At 71.4% G+C, this 12591-nt stretch carries 11 protein-coding genes; 4 read left to right on the top strand and 7 right to left on the bottom strand.

The annotated features are described in order from the left end of the window. Positions 1–41 precede the first annotated feature (41 nt). From ACFQ2V_RS18860 to ACFQ2V_RS18835, 6 genes are all read right to left on the bottom strand, one after another. Positions 42–1046, bottom strand: coding sequence for a GNAT family N-acetyltransferase (locus ACFQ2V_RS18860; protein ID WP_386054473.1), 1005 nt, complete (start codon positions 1044–1046; stop codon positions 42–44). Positions 1047–1206: 160 nt separating this feature from the next. After that, positions 1207–1470, bottom strand: a complete 264-nt coding sequence (locus ACFQ2V_RS18855; protein WP_386054471.1) for a DUF6458 family protein — start codon at positions 1468–1470, stop codon at positions 1207–1209. Between the two features lie 68 nt (positions 1471–1538). Next, positions 1539–2417, bottom strand: a complete 879-nt coding sequence (locus tag ACFQ2V_RS18850; protein WP_386054469.1) for a hypothetical protein — start codon at positions 2415–2417, stop codon at positions 1539–1541. A 59-nt stretch (positions 2418–2476) separates the two neighbouring features. Beyond that, positions 2477–4339, bottom strand: coding sequence for an NHL domain-containing thioredoxin family protein (locus tag ACFQ2V_RS18845; protein WP_386054467.1), 1863 nt, complete (start codon positions 4337–4339; stop codon positions 2477–2479). Then, on the bottom strand, positions 4336–5142 hold the full coding sequence (locus ACFQ2V_RS18840) for a carbon-nitrogen family hydrolase (protein WP_386054466.1): 807 nt from the start codon (positions 5140–5142) through the stop codon (positions 4336–4338). Before ACFQ2V_RS18840 ends, ACFQ2V_RS18845 begins: the two co-directional genes overlap by 4 nt. Before the next feature lie 119 nt (positions 5143–5261). Next, complete coding sequence (locus ACFQ2V_RS18835; RefSeq protein WP_386054464.1) at positions 5262–7346, bottom strand: cytochrome c oxidase assembly protein; 2085 nt, start codon at positions 7344–7346, stop codon at positions 5262–5264. Between the two features lie 26 nt (positions 7347–7372). On the opposite strand from ACFQ2V_RS18835, the gene ACFQ2V_RS18830 reads away from it, so the two are divergent. Both ACFQ2V_RS18830 and ACFQ2V_RS18825 read left to right on the top strand, forming a co-directional pair. Beyond that, positions 7373–8236: a maleylpyruvate isomerase family mycothiol-dependent enzyme gene (locus ACFQ2V_RS18830; protein WP_386054462.1), complete on the top strand. Its 864-nt coding sequence runs from the start codon at positions 7373–7375 to the stop codon at positions 8234–8236. A 166-nt stretch (positions 8237–8402) separates the two neighbouring features. Beyond that, a complete protein-coding gene (locus ACFQ2V_RS18825) occupies positions 8403–9191 on the top strand; it encodes a sigma-70 family RNA polymerase sigma factor (RefSeq protein WP_386054460.1) in 789 nt (262 codons plus the stop codon). Positions 9192–9309: 118 nt separating this feature from the next. Here the strand turns inward: ACFQ2V_RS18825 and ACFQ2V_RS18820 are convergent, their stop codons facing one another. Beyond that, on the bottom strand, positions 9310–10038 hold the full coding sequence (locus tag ACFQ2V_RS18820; protein ID WP_386054458.1) for an ANTAR domain-containing protein: 729 nt from the start codon (positions 10036–10038) through the stop codon (positions 9310–9312). A gap of 228 nt (positions 10039–10266) precedes the next feature. Here ACFQ2V_RS18820 and ACFQ2V_RS18815 point away from each other — a divergent pair, with 228 nt between their 5' ends. Then, positions 10267–10788: a MarR family winged helix-turn-helix transcriptional regulator gene (locus ACFQ2V_RS18815; RefSeq protein ID WP_386054456.1), complete on the top strand. Its 522-nt coding sequence runs from the start codon at positions 10267–10269 to the stop codon at positions 10786–10788. A 1-nt stretch (position 10789) separates the two neighbouring features. After that, the gene (locus tag ACFQ2V_RS18810; protein ID WP_386054454.1) at positions 10790–12538 is read left to right on the top strand and encodes an MDR family MFS transporter; all 1749 of its coding nucleotides are present in this window, start codon (positions 10790–10792) and stop codon (positions 12536–12538) included. Positions 12539–12591 lie beyond the last annotated feature (53 nt).

Genomic DNA, 12591 nt, shown 5'->3' with positions numbered 1-12591 from the left:
TCTTTCGACGCCGGGCCCCCTCGGCGCACGTCGGGTCGGTGTCAGAGCTTGCGCTGGTAGGCGGGGCACAGCTCGACGATGCGGAAGCCGAGGTCCTCGTTGATGGAGACCATCCATGAGTTCGTGTCGTCGTTGCCCGTGACGACGCGCTTGCGCTCCGGGTGGTCGGCCTGGAGCCGGCGGAGGTTCTCGACCTTGACCGCCATGCCGAGCCGCCGGCCGCGATGGTCCTTGTGCACCAACGTCCCCCACTGCCAGGCCACCGACGGGGCGCCTGACGGGAGCATCAGGTCGGTGTAGGCGACGACGTCGCCCGACGCCTCCTCGACGGCGACCGTCGTGAGGCGCACGCGGCCCTGCTTCTCGAAGACCTCGAGGTACTCCCGGTAGCGGGCCGGCGTCAGGGACTCCTCCTCGAACTCGATGTCGCCCGTCGGGGCGTCGACGGCGAGCTGGTTCATCACCGCGCAGAGCGACTCCTGCAGCGGCTCGGGCACGCCGCCGACGTACGTCTCCAGCCGGTACGCGCCCTCCCACCTCGGGCGCGCGTGCTCCGCGTGCCGGCTCAGCAGGTCGTCGTCGACCGGCAGGTCGAGGTGCCGCATGATCTCGGTGTTGCTCAGGTGGAAGCCCTGCTTCTCGGCGATCCGCCGATAGGGGTGGCCGTCGGAGTCCGGCGGCACCAGCAGGTCCGTGATCAGCGTCGCTCGTGACTCCTCCCGGGCGCGGGCCACGATGCGGTCGACGAGGGCCGAACCGGCTCCGCGCCTCCGGTGTGGCGGGTCGACCTGGACGTCGTGCCAGACCATCGACGTGTTGTCGCTCATGGGCAGCCAGATCGTCGCGACACCGACGAGGTCGTCACCTTCCCAGGCGCCCCACATCTCCATGCGCTCGGCCTCGTCGACGTGCCGCCACTCGACGAGCGTCTCCGCGAGGGAGGGCGGTTCGTTCCAAGGGCGCTGGTGCGCCTTGCTCGCCGTCATGACGTCGTACGCCCGCGCGCAGACGTCGTCGTCGTGCACGTCGATGAGCCTCGTGTCCATGCATCGACGGTAGGGGCGCAGATCCGTGCCGTGCCATCGAGTTTCCGCGACCGAGGCCGAGGCCGGTGGAGCTCACGTCCGCGCCCTCTGGAAGCACTGACGGCGGCCCGAGCAGGTGAGTTCTCCTGCTGGGCCGCCGTCGTGATGGCGGGGGGCTGCGTCAGACGACGTCGTCGCGGCCGGTGGTGCGACGTTCGACGACGTCGGGCTCGCCACGCCGCTCGGTCACCGTGGTGTGCTGCGTGCGGGTGCGCTGCGCGTTCATCACGAGCGCGAGGATGATCGCCAGGGCACCGGCAGCCATGAGGATGATCCCGATGGTGTTGCCCGTGCCGCTGCTCATGTTGAGAACGTTCGAGTCGATGTTCGTGAAGTAGAAGATCGCACCGACCACGAGCAGCACGATCCCGAGTCCGATACCCATGAGGTCTCCTTGGTCAGGGCGCGCCACAGCAGCGTGCCTGAACACCACGTACCCACCGGACGACGGCGTCAGGCGGCGCGGCGGCGCCCGAACGCCAGCGAGACCGCGGAGAGCACGAGCATCACGACACCGACGCCCACCGCGATCGCGATCTCGTAGTAGAGGTTTCGGGCCGCGAGACCGTACGCGGCGTCGGCGATCGTGCGCGCGACTGCGGGGTCGACGCGTCGCAGGAGCGGCTCGCGCGCGACCATGACGACGAGCGCCAACGCGAGCGAGGTCACGATCCAGCCGAGCGCCACGAGGGTCGTCGCCGTACGCCACCGGCGGGCGAGGAAGATCGCGAGCAGCCCCAGCGCGGCCACCACGACAGGTGCCCACGGCCCCCAGGCGTCGGCGATCCGGTATGCCTGCTGCGCCTTCTGCAGGTCGCTGGCCTTCGCGACCGGGATCGTCACCACCGGGGCGAACGAACCAGCCCCGCGCACCCCCGCCTGCTCGAGGGTGGAGGTGAGCGCGGGAACGGGGATGGTGAGTCGCACGGCGACGCGGCCCTGCGCGTCGAGCTCGGTGTTGCCGCGGCCCTTCATCACGTCGATGAACTGGCTGTGCACCGCCTTGATGCCCGTCGCCCAGGCGGACGCGACCTGCGGGCTGGCGACGATCGTCGCTGCCTCGGCCCGGATCGGCACCTCGAGGGTCTTCTCGACGGCGGGCTGGAGCTGGACGGCCCCGAGCACACCGTCGACGATGCCGTCGGTGAGCGCCTCCTGGACCTGCGGCTTGCTCACGACCGGGCGCAGCTCGTCGACGAAGACGTCGGTGCGCGTGAGCATCACGGACGCCCAGAACCCGACGAGCGCGACCGGCAGGAGCAGGACGGCGAGCAGGCCGCAGAGGCCGGAGAGGAAGGAGGGTCCGGTCCTGCCGGATCGCTGTCGTGCCACGCCTGCCACCTGTCCGATCGTCGGCGTCCGGGCAGCTCCCGGACGCGCTGCAGACCCCGCTAGACCCCCCGGAGGTCGAGAGCCAGTCTCGCAGGGGCGGCCGGGTCGATCACCACGGGGATGCCCCAGTCCTGCTGGAAGAGGTGGCAGGCGGCGTGCTCCGGCACCTCCCCGGTCACGGGGTCGCCGTCGCAGGAGGCGGCCTGGACCGAGATGTGCAGGGTTCCGCTGCCGATGTCGTCGAGAAGCACGAGCCGGCGGCTCAGGCCCTCCGCCCGGCCGGCTCCCTCCACGAGAAGCCCGTCGGGGGTGGCCGAGACGTCCAGCCGCGTGGGATCTCCCCAGCGGTGGTCGAGCTTCTGGCCCGCCGGGGGCACGAAGGTCACCTCGAGGGCCACCGGTCCGGGCGGCAGCGGCGTCGACGGACGCTGGGTGCGGTGCGCGGGCCCGTCGACCCGCTGCGCGTCGCGGGGTAGGGCGACGCGCGTGAGGCGGTGGGCCGCGGACTCGACGACGACGAGGCGGGTCTCCCCGGACTCCGGGTCGGCCTCGACGACGGCGTCGCTCGGCTCGGCGAGACCCTGGGCCAGGGTCGTCACCTGGCGGATGGCGGGGTCGAAGCGGCGGATCGCCCCGTTGTAGGTGTCGCTGACCGCGACCGACCCGTCGGGCAGCTCGGTGACGCCGAGCGGGTGCTGGAACAACGACTCGGCCGCGTCGCCGTCGCGGTGGCCGAAGTCGAACAGGCCTGTGCCGACGTGGGTCTCGACGACCAGACCCTCGTCGGCAGAGACGTGGACGGACCGCAGCGCCGACGTCTCGGAGTCGGCGACCCACACGCAGTCACCAGACGCGGAGGCGGCCAGGCCCGACGGCTGGGCGAACCACGCCTCGCTGCCGGGACCGTCGACGAGCCCCTCGTTCGACGTCCCGCCGACGACCTCGACGGTGCCCTCCTCGAGGGTGCGGCCGGGAGTCCAGGCCCACAGCTGGTGGGTGCCTGCCATCGCGATGAGGACACGGTCGCCGAGCCAGGCGAGGTCCCAGGGCGTCGACAGCGCCTGCTCGAGGGCCGGGCCGCCGCCGGTGCGCTCGCGCAGCTGGCTGCCGGTGCCTGCGACGACGTGGATCGACCCGTCGGAGAGGCGAATTCCCTTGAGCTGGTGGTTGACCGAGTCGGCGACGAGCAGGTCGACGCCCAGGCGCTCGGCCACCTCCGGGCGCGTCACCAGGACTCCCTGGGGCTCGTTGAGCTGACCCGCCCCGCCCCACCGGGCGCGCTCGGTCTCGAGGTCGTCCTCGAGGTGCACGACCTGGTGGTTCGCGGTGTCGGACACGACGAACGTGCCGTCGGGCAGGGCCACGGCCTTGCCGGGGAAGCGCAGCGCGGTCTCGGGGGCCGCCGGCGGCACGTACGGGTCGCCACCCGGCTGCAGGGTGCCCTTGCGTCGGTGCTCCTCGATGAGCTCGGCGACGAGAGAGGCCAGCCCGGGCCCGTGCCCCTCCCCCGACATCGAGGCGACCACGTAGCCCTCGGGGTCGACGACGACGAGGGTCGGCCAGGCGCGTGCGGCATACGCCCGCCACGTGACGAGATCCGGGTCGTCGAGCACTGGGTGGTGGACGGCATACCTCTCGACGGCTGCGGCGAGGGCGTCGGCGTTGGCCTCGTGCTCGAACTTGGGCGAGTGCACGCCGATGATCGTCAGGGCGTCGGGGAAGTGCTGCTCGACGGGCCGCAGCTCGTCGAGGACGTGCAGACAGTTGACGCAGCAGAAGGTCCAGAAGTCGAGCACGACCACGCGACCGCGCAGGTCGGCGAGCGACAGGTTCCGTCCGCCGGTGTTGAGCCAGCCGCGCCCGACGAGGTCCGCCGCGCGGACCTTGACGCGCGAGCGCAACGACGCGGTGCCAGCACTCATGCGAGCCTCCGGTCGGGCAGCACGGGAAAGGTGCGGCGCCACTCCAGCGTCGCCGCGGTGTCGATGTCGATGCTGATCACCTCCTGGTCAGGGCCTGCTGACGCGAGAACCTTGCCGGTCGCGTCGACGACCTGCGAGTGGCCGCCCATCTCGTGACGGGCGTGCGTGCCGGCGGTGTTGCACTGGAGCACGACGCACTGGTCCTCGATGGCACGAGCCTGGCCGAGCAGGGTCCAGTGCCCGACCCGGCGGGCCGGCCAGGCGGCGGGGATGACGAAGACCTCGGCGCCGCGGTCGAGCAGCCGCCTGTACAGCTCTGGGAAGCGCAGGTCGTAGCAGGTGGAGAGGCCGACGGGCACCGCGTTGCCACCAGCGACCGGCACGTCGACGACGACGAGGTCCTCGCCGGCGTCCATCAGGCTGGGCTCGCCCTCGCCGAAGCCGAAGCGGTGGATCTTGCGGTACGTCGCCACGAGCTCACCGGTCGGCGAGAAGACGAGACTGGTGTTCCACACTCCACGGTCTGCGTCCGAGACAGGGGTGCCGCGCTCGACGATCGAGCCGCCGTGGAGCGTGACGCCGGCATCGCGCGCCGCAGCCGAGAGCGCCTGCGCCACAGTGCCGTCAACCGCCTCGGCCCGCTCGTCCCAGTGCGTGTAGTCGAAGCCGCCGGCGGACCACAGCTCGGGCAGCACGACGAGGTCGTGGCCCGCCAGGGTGCGCACGAGGTCGGCGACCCGAGCGGTGCGGTCGGCGACCGACTCGTCGTCGCCGTAGGCGAGCTGGATGAGCGCAACCTTCATGCCCACATGCTCACACGACGCGCCCGGCTCCGGTCGGCTGGGTCGGCACCCGGCGCCCGACGGCATACGCCCCTCGACCGAAGTGCACGCTGCGACGGGCGGCGAGCCGCTCATCAGGTTCAGCGCGGCGAGCCGTCGTCGCGCCGGGCCAGGGCCGCGAGGCGCTCGTTGTACGCGGCCAGCTCGGCGTCGCCGTCGCGGTCGGCCCGGCGGTCGACCCGCTTCGACTCGGCACGGTCGCTGCGCGACCACTGCAGCGCGACGATGAGGGCGAGCACGAGGGCGGGCAGCTCGCCGATCGCCCACGCGACGCCGCCGCCGTACTGCTGGTCGACGAGGAGGGCCGCGTCGTTCGTGCCGATCCACGAGATCCTGATCGTCTGGAAGAAGTCGCCTCCGAGCAGCGCGGTGCCGCTGATCATCGCGACCCCGAAGAAGGCGTGGAAGGCGATGGTCGCGAAGAGCACGACGAGGCGAAGGGCCGGACTCCACTTCCTCGGGCCGGGGTCGACGCCGATGAGCACCCACGCGAAGAGGTAGCCGGTGAGCACGAAGTGTGCGGTCATCAGCAGGTGGCCCGTGTGCGTCTGCAGCGCAAGCTGGAACAGACCCGTCCAGTAGAAGACGACGAGGCTCGAGAAGAAGAGCGTGGCTGCGACGGCCGGGTTGCCCACCACCGCGAGGAAGCGTGAGTGGACGAGGCCGAGCAGCAGCTCGCGCGGGCCGAGCGTGCCGTCGCGCCGGGGGCGGAGGGTGCGCAGCGCCAACGTGACCGGGGCTCCGAGGACGAGCAGGATGGGGATGACCATCGCCTCGGTCATGTGCAGCATCATGTGCCAGGAGAAGGCGACCCGGCCGTAGATGCCGAGCACCCCGTTGGTGGCGTAGAGGAACAGCAGCCAGCCGGCCACCCACGCGACAGTGCGCATCACCGGCCAGCCGTCGCCGCGCCTGTGGAGCCGCACGACGCCCGCCACGTAGAGGCCGATCGCGAGAAGCCCCGTCGCGAGGAAGAGCCACTCGACGCGCCACTGGGTGAGCCAGGACAGCCCGGAGGGCGCGGGCGGGGCGGGGAAGCCCGTGAGCGCCAGGGCCGGCGAGGGGCTCGTCACGGTCTCGGGCACGGGCGGTGCGGTGCGCGACAGGGCGGCGGCGACCCCGAAGGCGAGACCCATGACGAGCGTCTCCACGACCGCCAGACGGGCGAAGAGCCGGCCTCGAGCACCGCGGCCGCCGGCCGACGTCGCTTCGTCGATGCGGTCGAGGGTGATGCGCCGGTGCCACACGCCTGCGACCCCGAGCGCGACGAAGGCGATCACCTTGACGAGCACGAGCACGCCGTATGCCGTCGCGAGGTCCGACCAGCCGCCGAGCCTCGTCGTGGCCGACATCACGCCCGAGACGCCGAGGGTGACGAAACACCACAGCGCCACGGCCGAGTAGCGGCGGGCCACGGCGCCGAGGGCGTCGTCGAGGTGGCTGCGCAGGACGACGAGCGCGAGCAGGCCACCCACCCAGACGCCGGCACTCAGCAGGTGGGCGGCGATGGCGTTGACCGCCGTCTCGTGGTCGGCCGAGCCGCCGGCGTGGCCGGCGAGGCCGAGCACGAGCAGGCCGAACGCCGACACGACCGTGAGCGCGAGGGCGACCGATCGCGCGCGGGCGACGGACGCCACGGACGCCACGGCGAACGCGGCGACCGCACTGAGCAGCCCAACCCGGAGGGTCTCGATGCTCCAGACGTTGCCGGTGAGGTTCGTGCCGAACGTCGGGTCGCTGAGCGGCAGCCCCGCGGCGTCGGCGAACGCGAGGACGACACCCACGGCGCCCGCGATGGCCCACACGAACGCCGCAGCGGTGGCCACCCGGAAGGCCGCGGCGCGGCGCGGCTCGTCGAGCGACGCGCTCTCCTGGCGGGTGCGGCCCGGGATGACGGTGGCGGCCAGCAGCAGCGACCCGATCGTCAGCGATGCCGCGACGTCGTGCACCACCCGCACGAGCGGCAGCGCCCAGCGCACGACCGGCCCGGCGTCGGTGATGCCGCCGGGCGGTGAGTCGGCCGCCCCGGTGTAGCGGGCGGCGACGAGGGTGGCGAGCAGGCCCACGACGGCGGTCGCCGCGACGACCGCCGATGCGCCCCACGAGGCGGCGGCCCGGGTGCCCGTGCGCGGGTCGGCGAGACCGTCTCGCTGCTGGGTTGGCATGTGTCAAGGGTAAGTAGTCTGTTGACATGCCCATGCACCCGTCCGCCCCCGATGACCGCACCGGTCTGATCGACGCGTTCGACCACTCCGTCCAGTCGATCATCGACCTCGGCTTCTCGTGCCGCGACGAGGAGTTCGACGTGCAGACCGAGTGCCCGGGCTGGACGGTGAAGGACCAGATCGCACACGTCGTCGGTTCCGAGAAGTCGTTCGCCGGGCTCCCCCGCGTCGAGGTCCCCGTGCCCGACTACCCGCACCTGCGCAGCGACTTCGCCCGCTTCGTCGAGGTCGACGTCGAGGCCCGGCGCGGCCGGAGCGGCCGCGAGATCGTCGCCGAGCTGGCCGAGTTCCATCCGCGACACATGGCCGAGCTGCGCGCGTCGGAGGCCGACCTCGACACGGTGATCGGTGGTTTCTTCGGGCCCGACACGACGTTCGGGCAGTACCTGCACCGTCGCATCGTCGACGCGTGGGTGCACGAGCAGGACCTCCGGTCGGCCCTCGACCGGCCCGGCAACCTCGACTCGCCGGGTGCCGCGACCTTCACCGCCGACATCCTCGCCGCCCTGCCGCGCATCGCCGCGCGCGCCGCCGGCGTCGGCGCCGGCCACGCCGTCGTCATCGACGTGAGCGGTCCGGTCGTCGCGCGTGACGGCGTGCGCGTGGTGACCGGTGACGACGGACGGCCTTACGGCGAAACGCTGTTCAGCGGCCACGACCGTCCCGAGGGCGAGGAGCAGCTCGACGTCACGTCGATCCACCTCACCACCGAGGCGCTGACCCGCCGGGCTGCGGGACGTCGGCCGGTCGACGAGATCCACTACACGGTGACGGGTGACGACGAGATCGCGCGACGAGTGCTCGAGGCGCTCGTCATCGTCACGCACTGACGCTCGGAACGTCTTTCGCCTCCGCGGGAACGGACTGCCCTTATACACCCGGAGGCACCCCAACGGTAAGTACGCCCATCTTGTGTATGTGTGGGCAACGGCCTAGCGTCGTGTGTAGTCGGTCAAGCCAGTGCCGCATCGGGGATTTCCGATCATCGGAGAAACAATGACCGACCCGTCCGCGGGTCCGCGCAGAGATGCGCGCACCAGAGACCTCATCCACGCACTACGCACGGCGGACACCGAGTCCGAGCGTGCCAACGCCCTCGAGACCGTGACGCTGCTGCACATGCCGCTCGCACGCTCCCTCGCCCACCGCTACTCGGGCAAGGGCCTCGACCGGGAGGACCTCGAGCAGGTCGCCTTCCTGGCCCTGCTCAAGGCGATCCAGCGGTTCGACCTCGACAAGCCAACCGAGTTCGGCGCCTATGCCACGCCGACCATCACCGGCGAGCTGCGCCGCCACTTCCGCGACCACGGCTGGCTCGTGCGGCCGCCGCGCGAGCTGCAGGAGCGTCGCCAGCTCGTCACCGACACCAGGTCCCGGCTCGAGCAGCGCCTCGGCCACAACCCCGACGCCGGCGAGCTCGCGAAGGCGCTCGACCTCACCCTCGAGTCGGTCAGGGAGGCCCAGGTCGCGGCGACCAACCTTCGTCCGGCATCGCTCGACTCGACGACCAGTGACGGGGCCAGGCCGGTGCTCGACCTGCTCGAGGCGCGCGGCGACCCGGGCGCCGACCCGGCACTCGACGACGGCATCGTCGTGCGCAGCGCGCTCGAGCGGCTGCCTGCCCGTGACCAGCAGCTGGTCGAGCTGCGCTTCGGCAACGACATGACCCAGGCCGAGATCGCAGAGTCCATGGGGCTCAGCGCGATGCAGGTCAGCCGGCTGCTGCGACGCACGCTCGACGAGCTGCGGCGACAGCTGACGTCGGAGGGCATGGCCTCGGCCTGACCCCCGAGCGAGTCACCGGCGGTCCCGATGCGCACCTCCCAGCGTGTCGGGGCCGGTCGTCGTACCGGCCCACGCAGCGGCCCGGCGCTTCCCACACGTCGTCGGCCGGGCAGACCGCTCACGCGCCGTGGTGGCTCGTGAACTGCGACTCCTGCCCCTCGATGACCTGCGACGCCACGTGGGCCAGCTTCATGTTCAGCTCCTGCGACGTGTTGCGGAGCAGCTCGAAGGCCTCTTCGCCGCTGATGTGGTGCGCAGCCATGAGCAGGCCCACCGCCTTGCCGATCTCGCGGTTGCTGCTGAGACCCTGGCGCAGGCTCGCGGCCTCCTCGCGAGCGCGGATGGCCATGAGGGCCACCGACGCGAAGGACGCGATGACCGCACCCGTGTCTGCCGACTTGGCGGTGAGGCCACCGGGCACGTCGGCGAAGAGATTGAGGGCGCCGACCTTGTCGCCGTCGAGGAGCAGCCGGTAGCCGATGGCGGAGCGCACGGGCGTCTCGGCGACGATGCGCTCGGCGAACCGCGGCCAGGGCGTCGTGCCGTCGGTGAGGTCGGCGTCGTGCTGGTAGGCCTCCTCGACGATCGCGTCGACGCAAGGCCCCTCACCGACCTCGAGCTCGATCTGGTCGATGCGCCTGGCGATGTCGTCGGTGCTCGCCGCGGTGACGAAACGGTCGCGGGTGCGCACGAGCAGGGACGCACGGGTGCACCCCTCGACGAGGCGGGCCGCGGCGTCGACGAGCGCCTGGTGGATCGAGCCGGAGTCGGCGCCGGCGTAGACCAGGGCAGACATCTGTCGGAAGACGTCGGTGATCGTCGGGTCGACCGGAACGTCGCTGCTCATGGCACTCCTCTCGCTCGGACCTGGGCCGGGCCGCCCGCTGCTGGACGAATCGACGCGTCTGTCATCCTCGCACCTCCCCGGGGTGCGAGGACCACAGAAAACCACATGAGTCGCCGCCACGGGAGCACCGGCTCGTCGGCGGCACGAAGGGTGGACAGGCAGGTTGACATCGGGGAGGGCGGGGCAAATACTTGCATGCTGCAAGCAAGTATCCACGGAGGTCGGTCAGTGGCGGTCAGCAAGGACGAGGCGAACGACGTCTTCCTCGGGCTGCTGCGCGTCCAGAAGCTGTTGGTCGCCGCCCGCAACACGGCGCCGCGGCTGGAGGACGGCGTCGACGCGACGGCATACCCCGTGCTGTTCGTCGTGGCCGGAGCAGGCACCGTGCGAGTCTCCGACATCGCGACCACCCTCCACAACGACGTCTCGACCGTCAGCCGGCAGGTGAGTGCACTGGTCTCCGTCGGGCTGCTCGAGAAGAGCGCCGACCCGAGCGACGGACGGGCGTCCGTCGTGTCGCTCACCGAGCGCGGACGCGACGCGCTCGGCCGCATCCAGGCCTCCCGCGCCACGTGGTTCCAGGGCCTGCTCTCCGACTGGGAGAGCCCCGAGACCGCGGCGTTCGTGAGCCGCCTGCGCGAGCTCGGTGACGCGCTCGACGCCAACCTCAGGGCCCGGGGCGCAGCGCCGCCCCCGATGCCCTTCCACACCCCCAGACAGCAGCAGGACCAGAAGCAGAAAGAGGACTGACATGTCCGACACCTCGGCCGAGCCGAACGGCGCGCCCAGCGTCGCGCCCGGCGCCACGCAGAGTCACGCGGCCACGGCAGCCGACCACCCGCCGTTGTCGCACCGCGAGATCGTCACGATCCTCGTCGGCCTCATGATGGGGATGTTCCTCGCGGCGCTCGACCAGACCATCGTCGCGAGCGCGATGCGCGTCATCGCCGACGACCTCAAGGACCTCGCGGGGCAGGCGTGGGTCACGACGGCATACCTCATCACGAGCACCATCGCGACGCCGCTCTACGGCAAGCTCTCCGACATCTACGGGCGCAAGAAGTTCTTCCTCTTCGCCATCTCGGTCTTCACGATCGGCTCGATGCTCTGCACCCTCGCCTGGTCGATCCCCTCGCTCGCGGCGTTCCGCGCCGTGCAGGGCATCGGCGCCGGCGGCCTCTTCTCTCTGTCGCTCGCGATCATCGGCGACATCGTGCCGCCGCGTGAGCGCGCCAAGTACCAGGGCTACTTCCTCGCCGTCTTCGGCACCTCGAGCGTGCTCGGCCCGGTCATCGGCGGCTTCTTCGCCGGCCAGGACACCCTCTTCGGCGTCACCGGGTGGCGCTGGGTCTTCCTCGTCAACGTGCCCATCGCCATCGCCGCGCTCATCGTCGTGACGCGCACCCTGCACCTGCGCCACCACCGCCTCGACCACCGCATCGACTACTGGGGCGCCATCTCGCTCAGCGTCGCCGTCGTGCCACTGCTCATCGTCGCCGAGCAGGGCCGCGCGTGGGGCTGGGGATCGGGCGCCTCGATCCTCTGCTACGCCATCGGCCTCGTCGGGCTCGTCGCGTTCTTCGTCATCGAGCGCACCATGGGCGAGGAGGCGCTGCTGCCGCTCCGCCTCTTCCGCAACCGCACGGTGGGTGCCAGCTCGGTCGCCTCGATCTTCATCGGCATGGGCATGTTCGGCGGTCTCGCCGCACTGCCCCTCTACCTGCAGATCGTCCAGGGTGCCACGCCCACCCAGGCAGGTCTCATGCTGCTGCCGATGACCCTCGGCATCATGAGCGGCTCGATCATCTCGGGCCAGCTCATCTCGCGCACGGGTCGCTACCGCCACTTCCCGATCATCGGCGCGATCCTGCTCGTGCTCTCGCTCTTCGGGTTCCACTACATCACCGTCGACACGGCGCTGTGGCTCGTCATGGTCGGCATGTACTTCTTCGGTCTCGGCCTCGGCTTCAACTTCCAGCCGCTGACGCTCGCGGTGCAGAACGCCGTCGACCGTCGCGACATGGGAGTGGCCACGTCGTCCGCGACCTTCACCCGCCAGATCGGTGGCACGCTCGGCACGGCCGTCTTCCTGTCGATCCTCTTCTCGCAGGCCGGCACGAAGATCGGTGAGGCGTTCCAGCGGGCCGCGACGACGCCCGACTTCCAGGCGGCGCTGCGCAACCCGACCGGCGGCGACCCCGCGACGAACAAGTCGTTCATCGAGGGTCTCCAGGCCCAGGCCCAGGCGGGCGGTGGCGGCGCCGGCGGTTCGGCGCTGCAGGACAGCTCGTTCATCCAGCAGCTCGACCCGCGGCTGGCGCGCCCCTTCCTCGTGGGCTTCGCCGACTCCATGTCGGTGGTGTTCCTCGCGGCCGGGGCGGTCATGGTGCTCGCCGTCGTCGCGACGTTCTTCCTGCCGCACGTCGACCTCGGCCCGAAGCCGGGCCAGCCTGGGGGCGCCAAGCAGGATGACGCGGCCGCCCTCCCCGCCGGCCACTGACCCACCTCTCACTCAACCGCCGGGAGGCCGAAGTCGGCCGCCTGACGGTAACG

The organism is Terrabacter terrigena, assembly GCF_042676085.1.
Lineage (GTDB): Bacteria > Actinomycetota > Actinomycetes > Actinomycetales > Dermatophilaceae > Terrabacter > Terrabacter terrigena.
This window is presented reverse-complemented; position numbering and strand designations above follow the sequence as displayed.

Excerpts from the sequence above, each read along its gene's own strand:
- ACFQ2V_RS18825 (WP_386054460.1), top strand. The coding sequence starts at position 8,403 with ATGACCGACCCGTCCGCGGGTCCGCGCAGAGATGCGCGCACCAGAGAC.
- ACFQ2V_RS18860 (WP_386054473.1), bottom strand. The coding sequence starts at position 1,046 with ATGGACACGAGGCTCATCGACGTGCACGACGACGACGTCTGCGCGCGG.
- ACFQ2V_RS18855 (WP_386054471.1), bottom strand. The coding sequence starts at position 1,470 with ATGGGTATCGGACTCGGGATCGTGCTGCTCGTGGTCGGTGCGATCTTC.
- ACFQ2V_RS18830 (WP_386054462.1), top strand. The coding sequence starts at position 7,373 with ATGCCCATGCACCCGTCCGCCCCCGATGACCGCACCGGTCTGATCGAC.
- ACFQ2V_RS18835 (WP_386054464.1), bottom strand. The coding sequence starts at position 7,346 with ATGCCAACCCAGCAGCGAGACGGTCTCGCCGACCCGCGCACGGGCACC.
- ACFQ2V_RS18840 (WP_386054466.1), bottom strand. The coding sequence starts at position 5,142 with ATGAAGGTTGCGCTCATCCAGCTCGCCTACGGCGACGACGAGTCGGTC.
- ACFQ2V_RS18820 (WP_386054458.1), bottom strand. The coding sequence starts at position 10,038 with ATGAGCAGCGACGTTCCGGTCGACCCGACGATCACCGACGTCTTCCGA.
- ACFQ2V_RS18810 (WP_386054454.1), top strand. The coding sequence starts at position 10,790 with ATGTCCGACACCTCGGCCGAGCCGAACGGCGCGCCCAGCGTCGCGCCC.
- ACFQ2V_RS18845 (WP_386054467.1), bottom strand. The coding sequence starts at position 4,339 with ATGAGTGCTGGCACCGCGTCGTTGCGCTCGCGCGTCAAGGTCCGCGCG.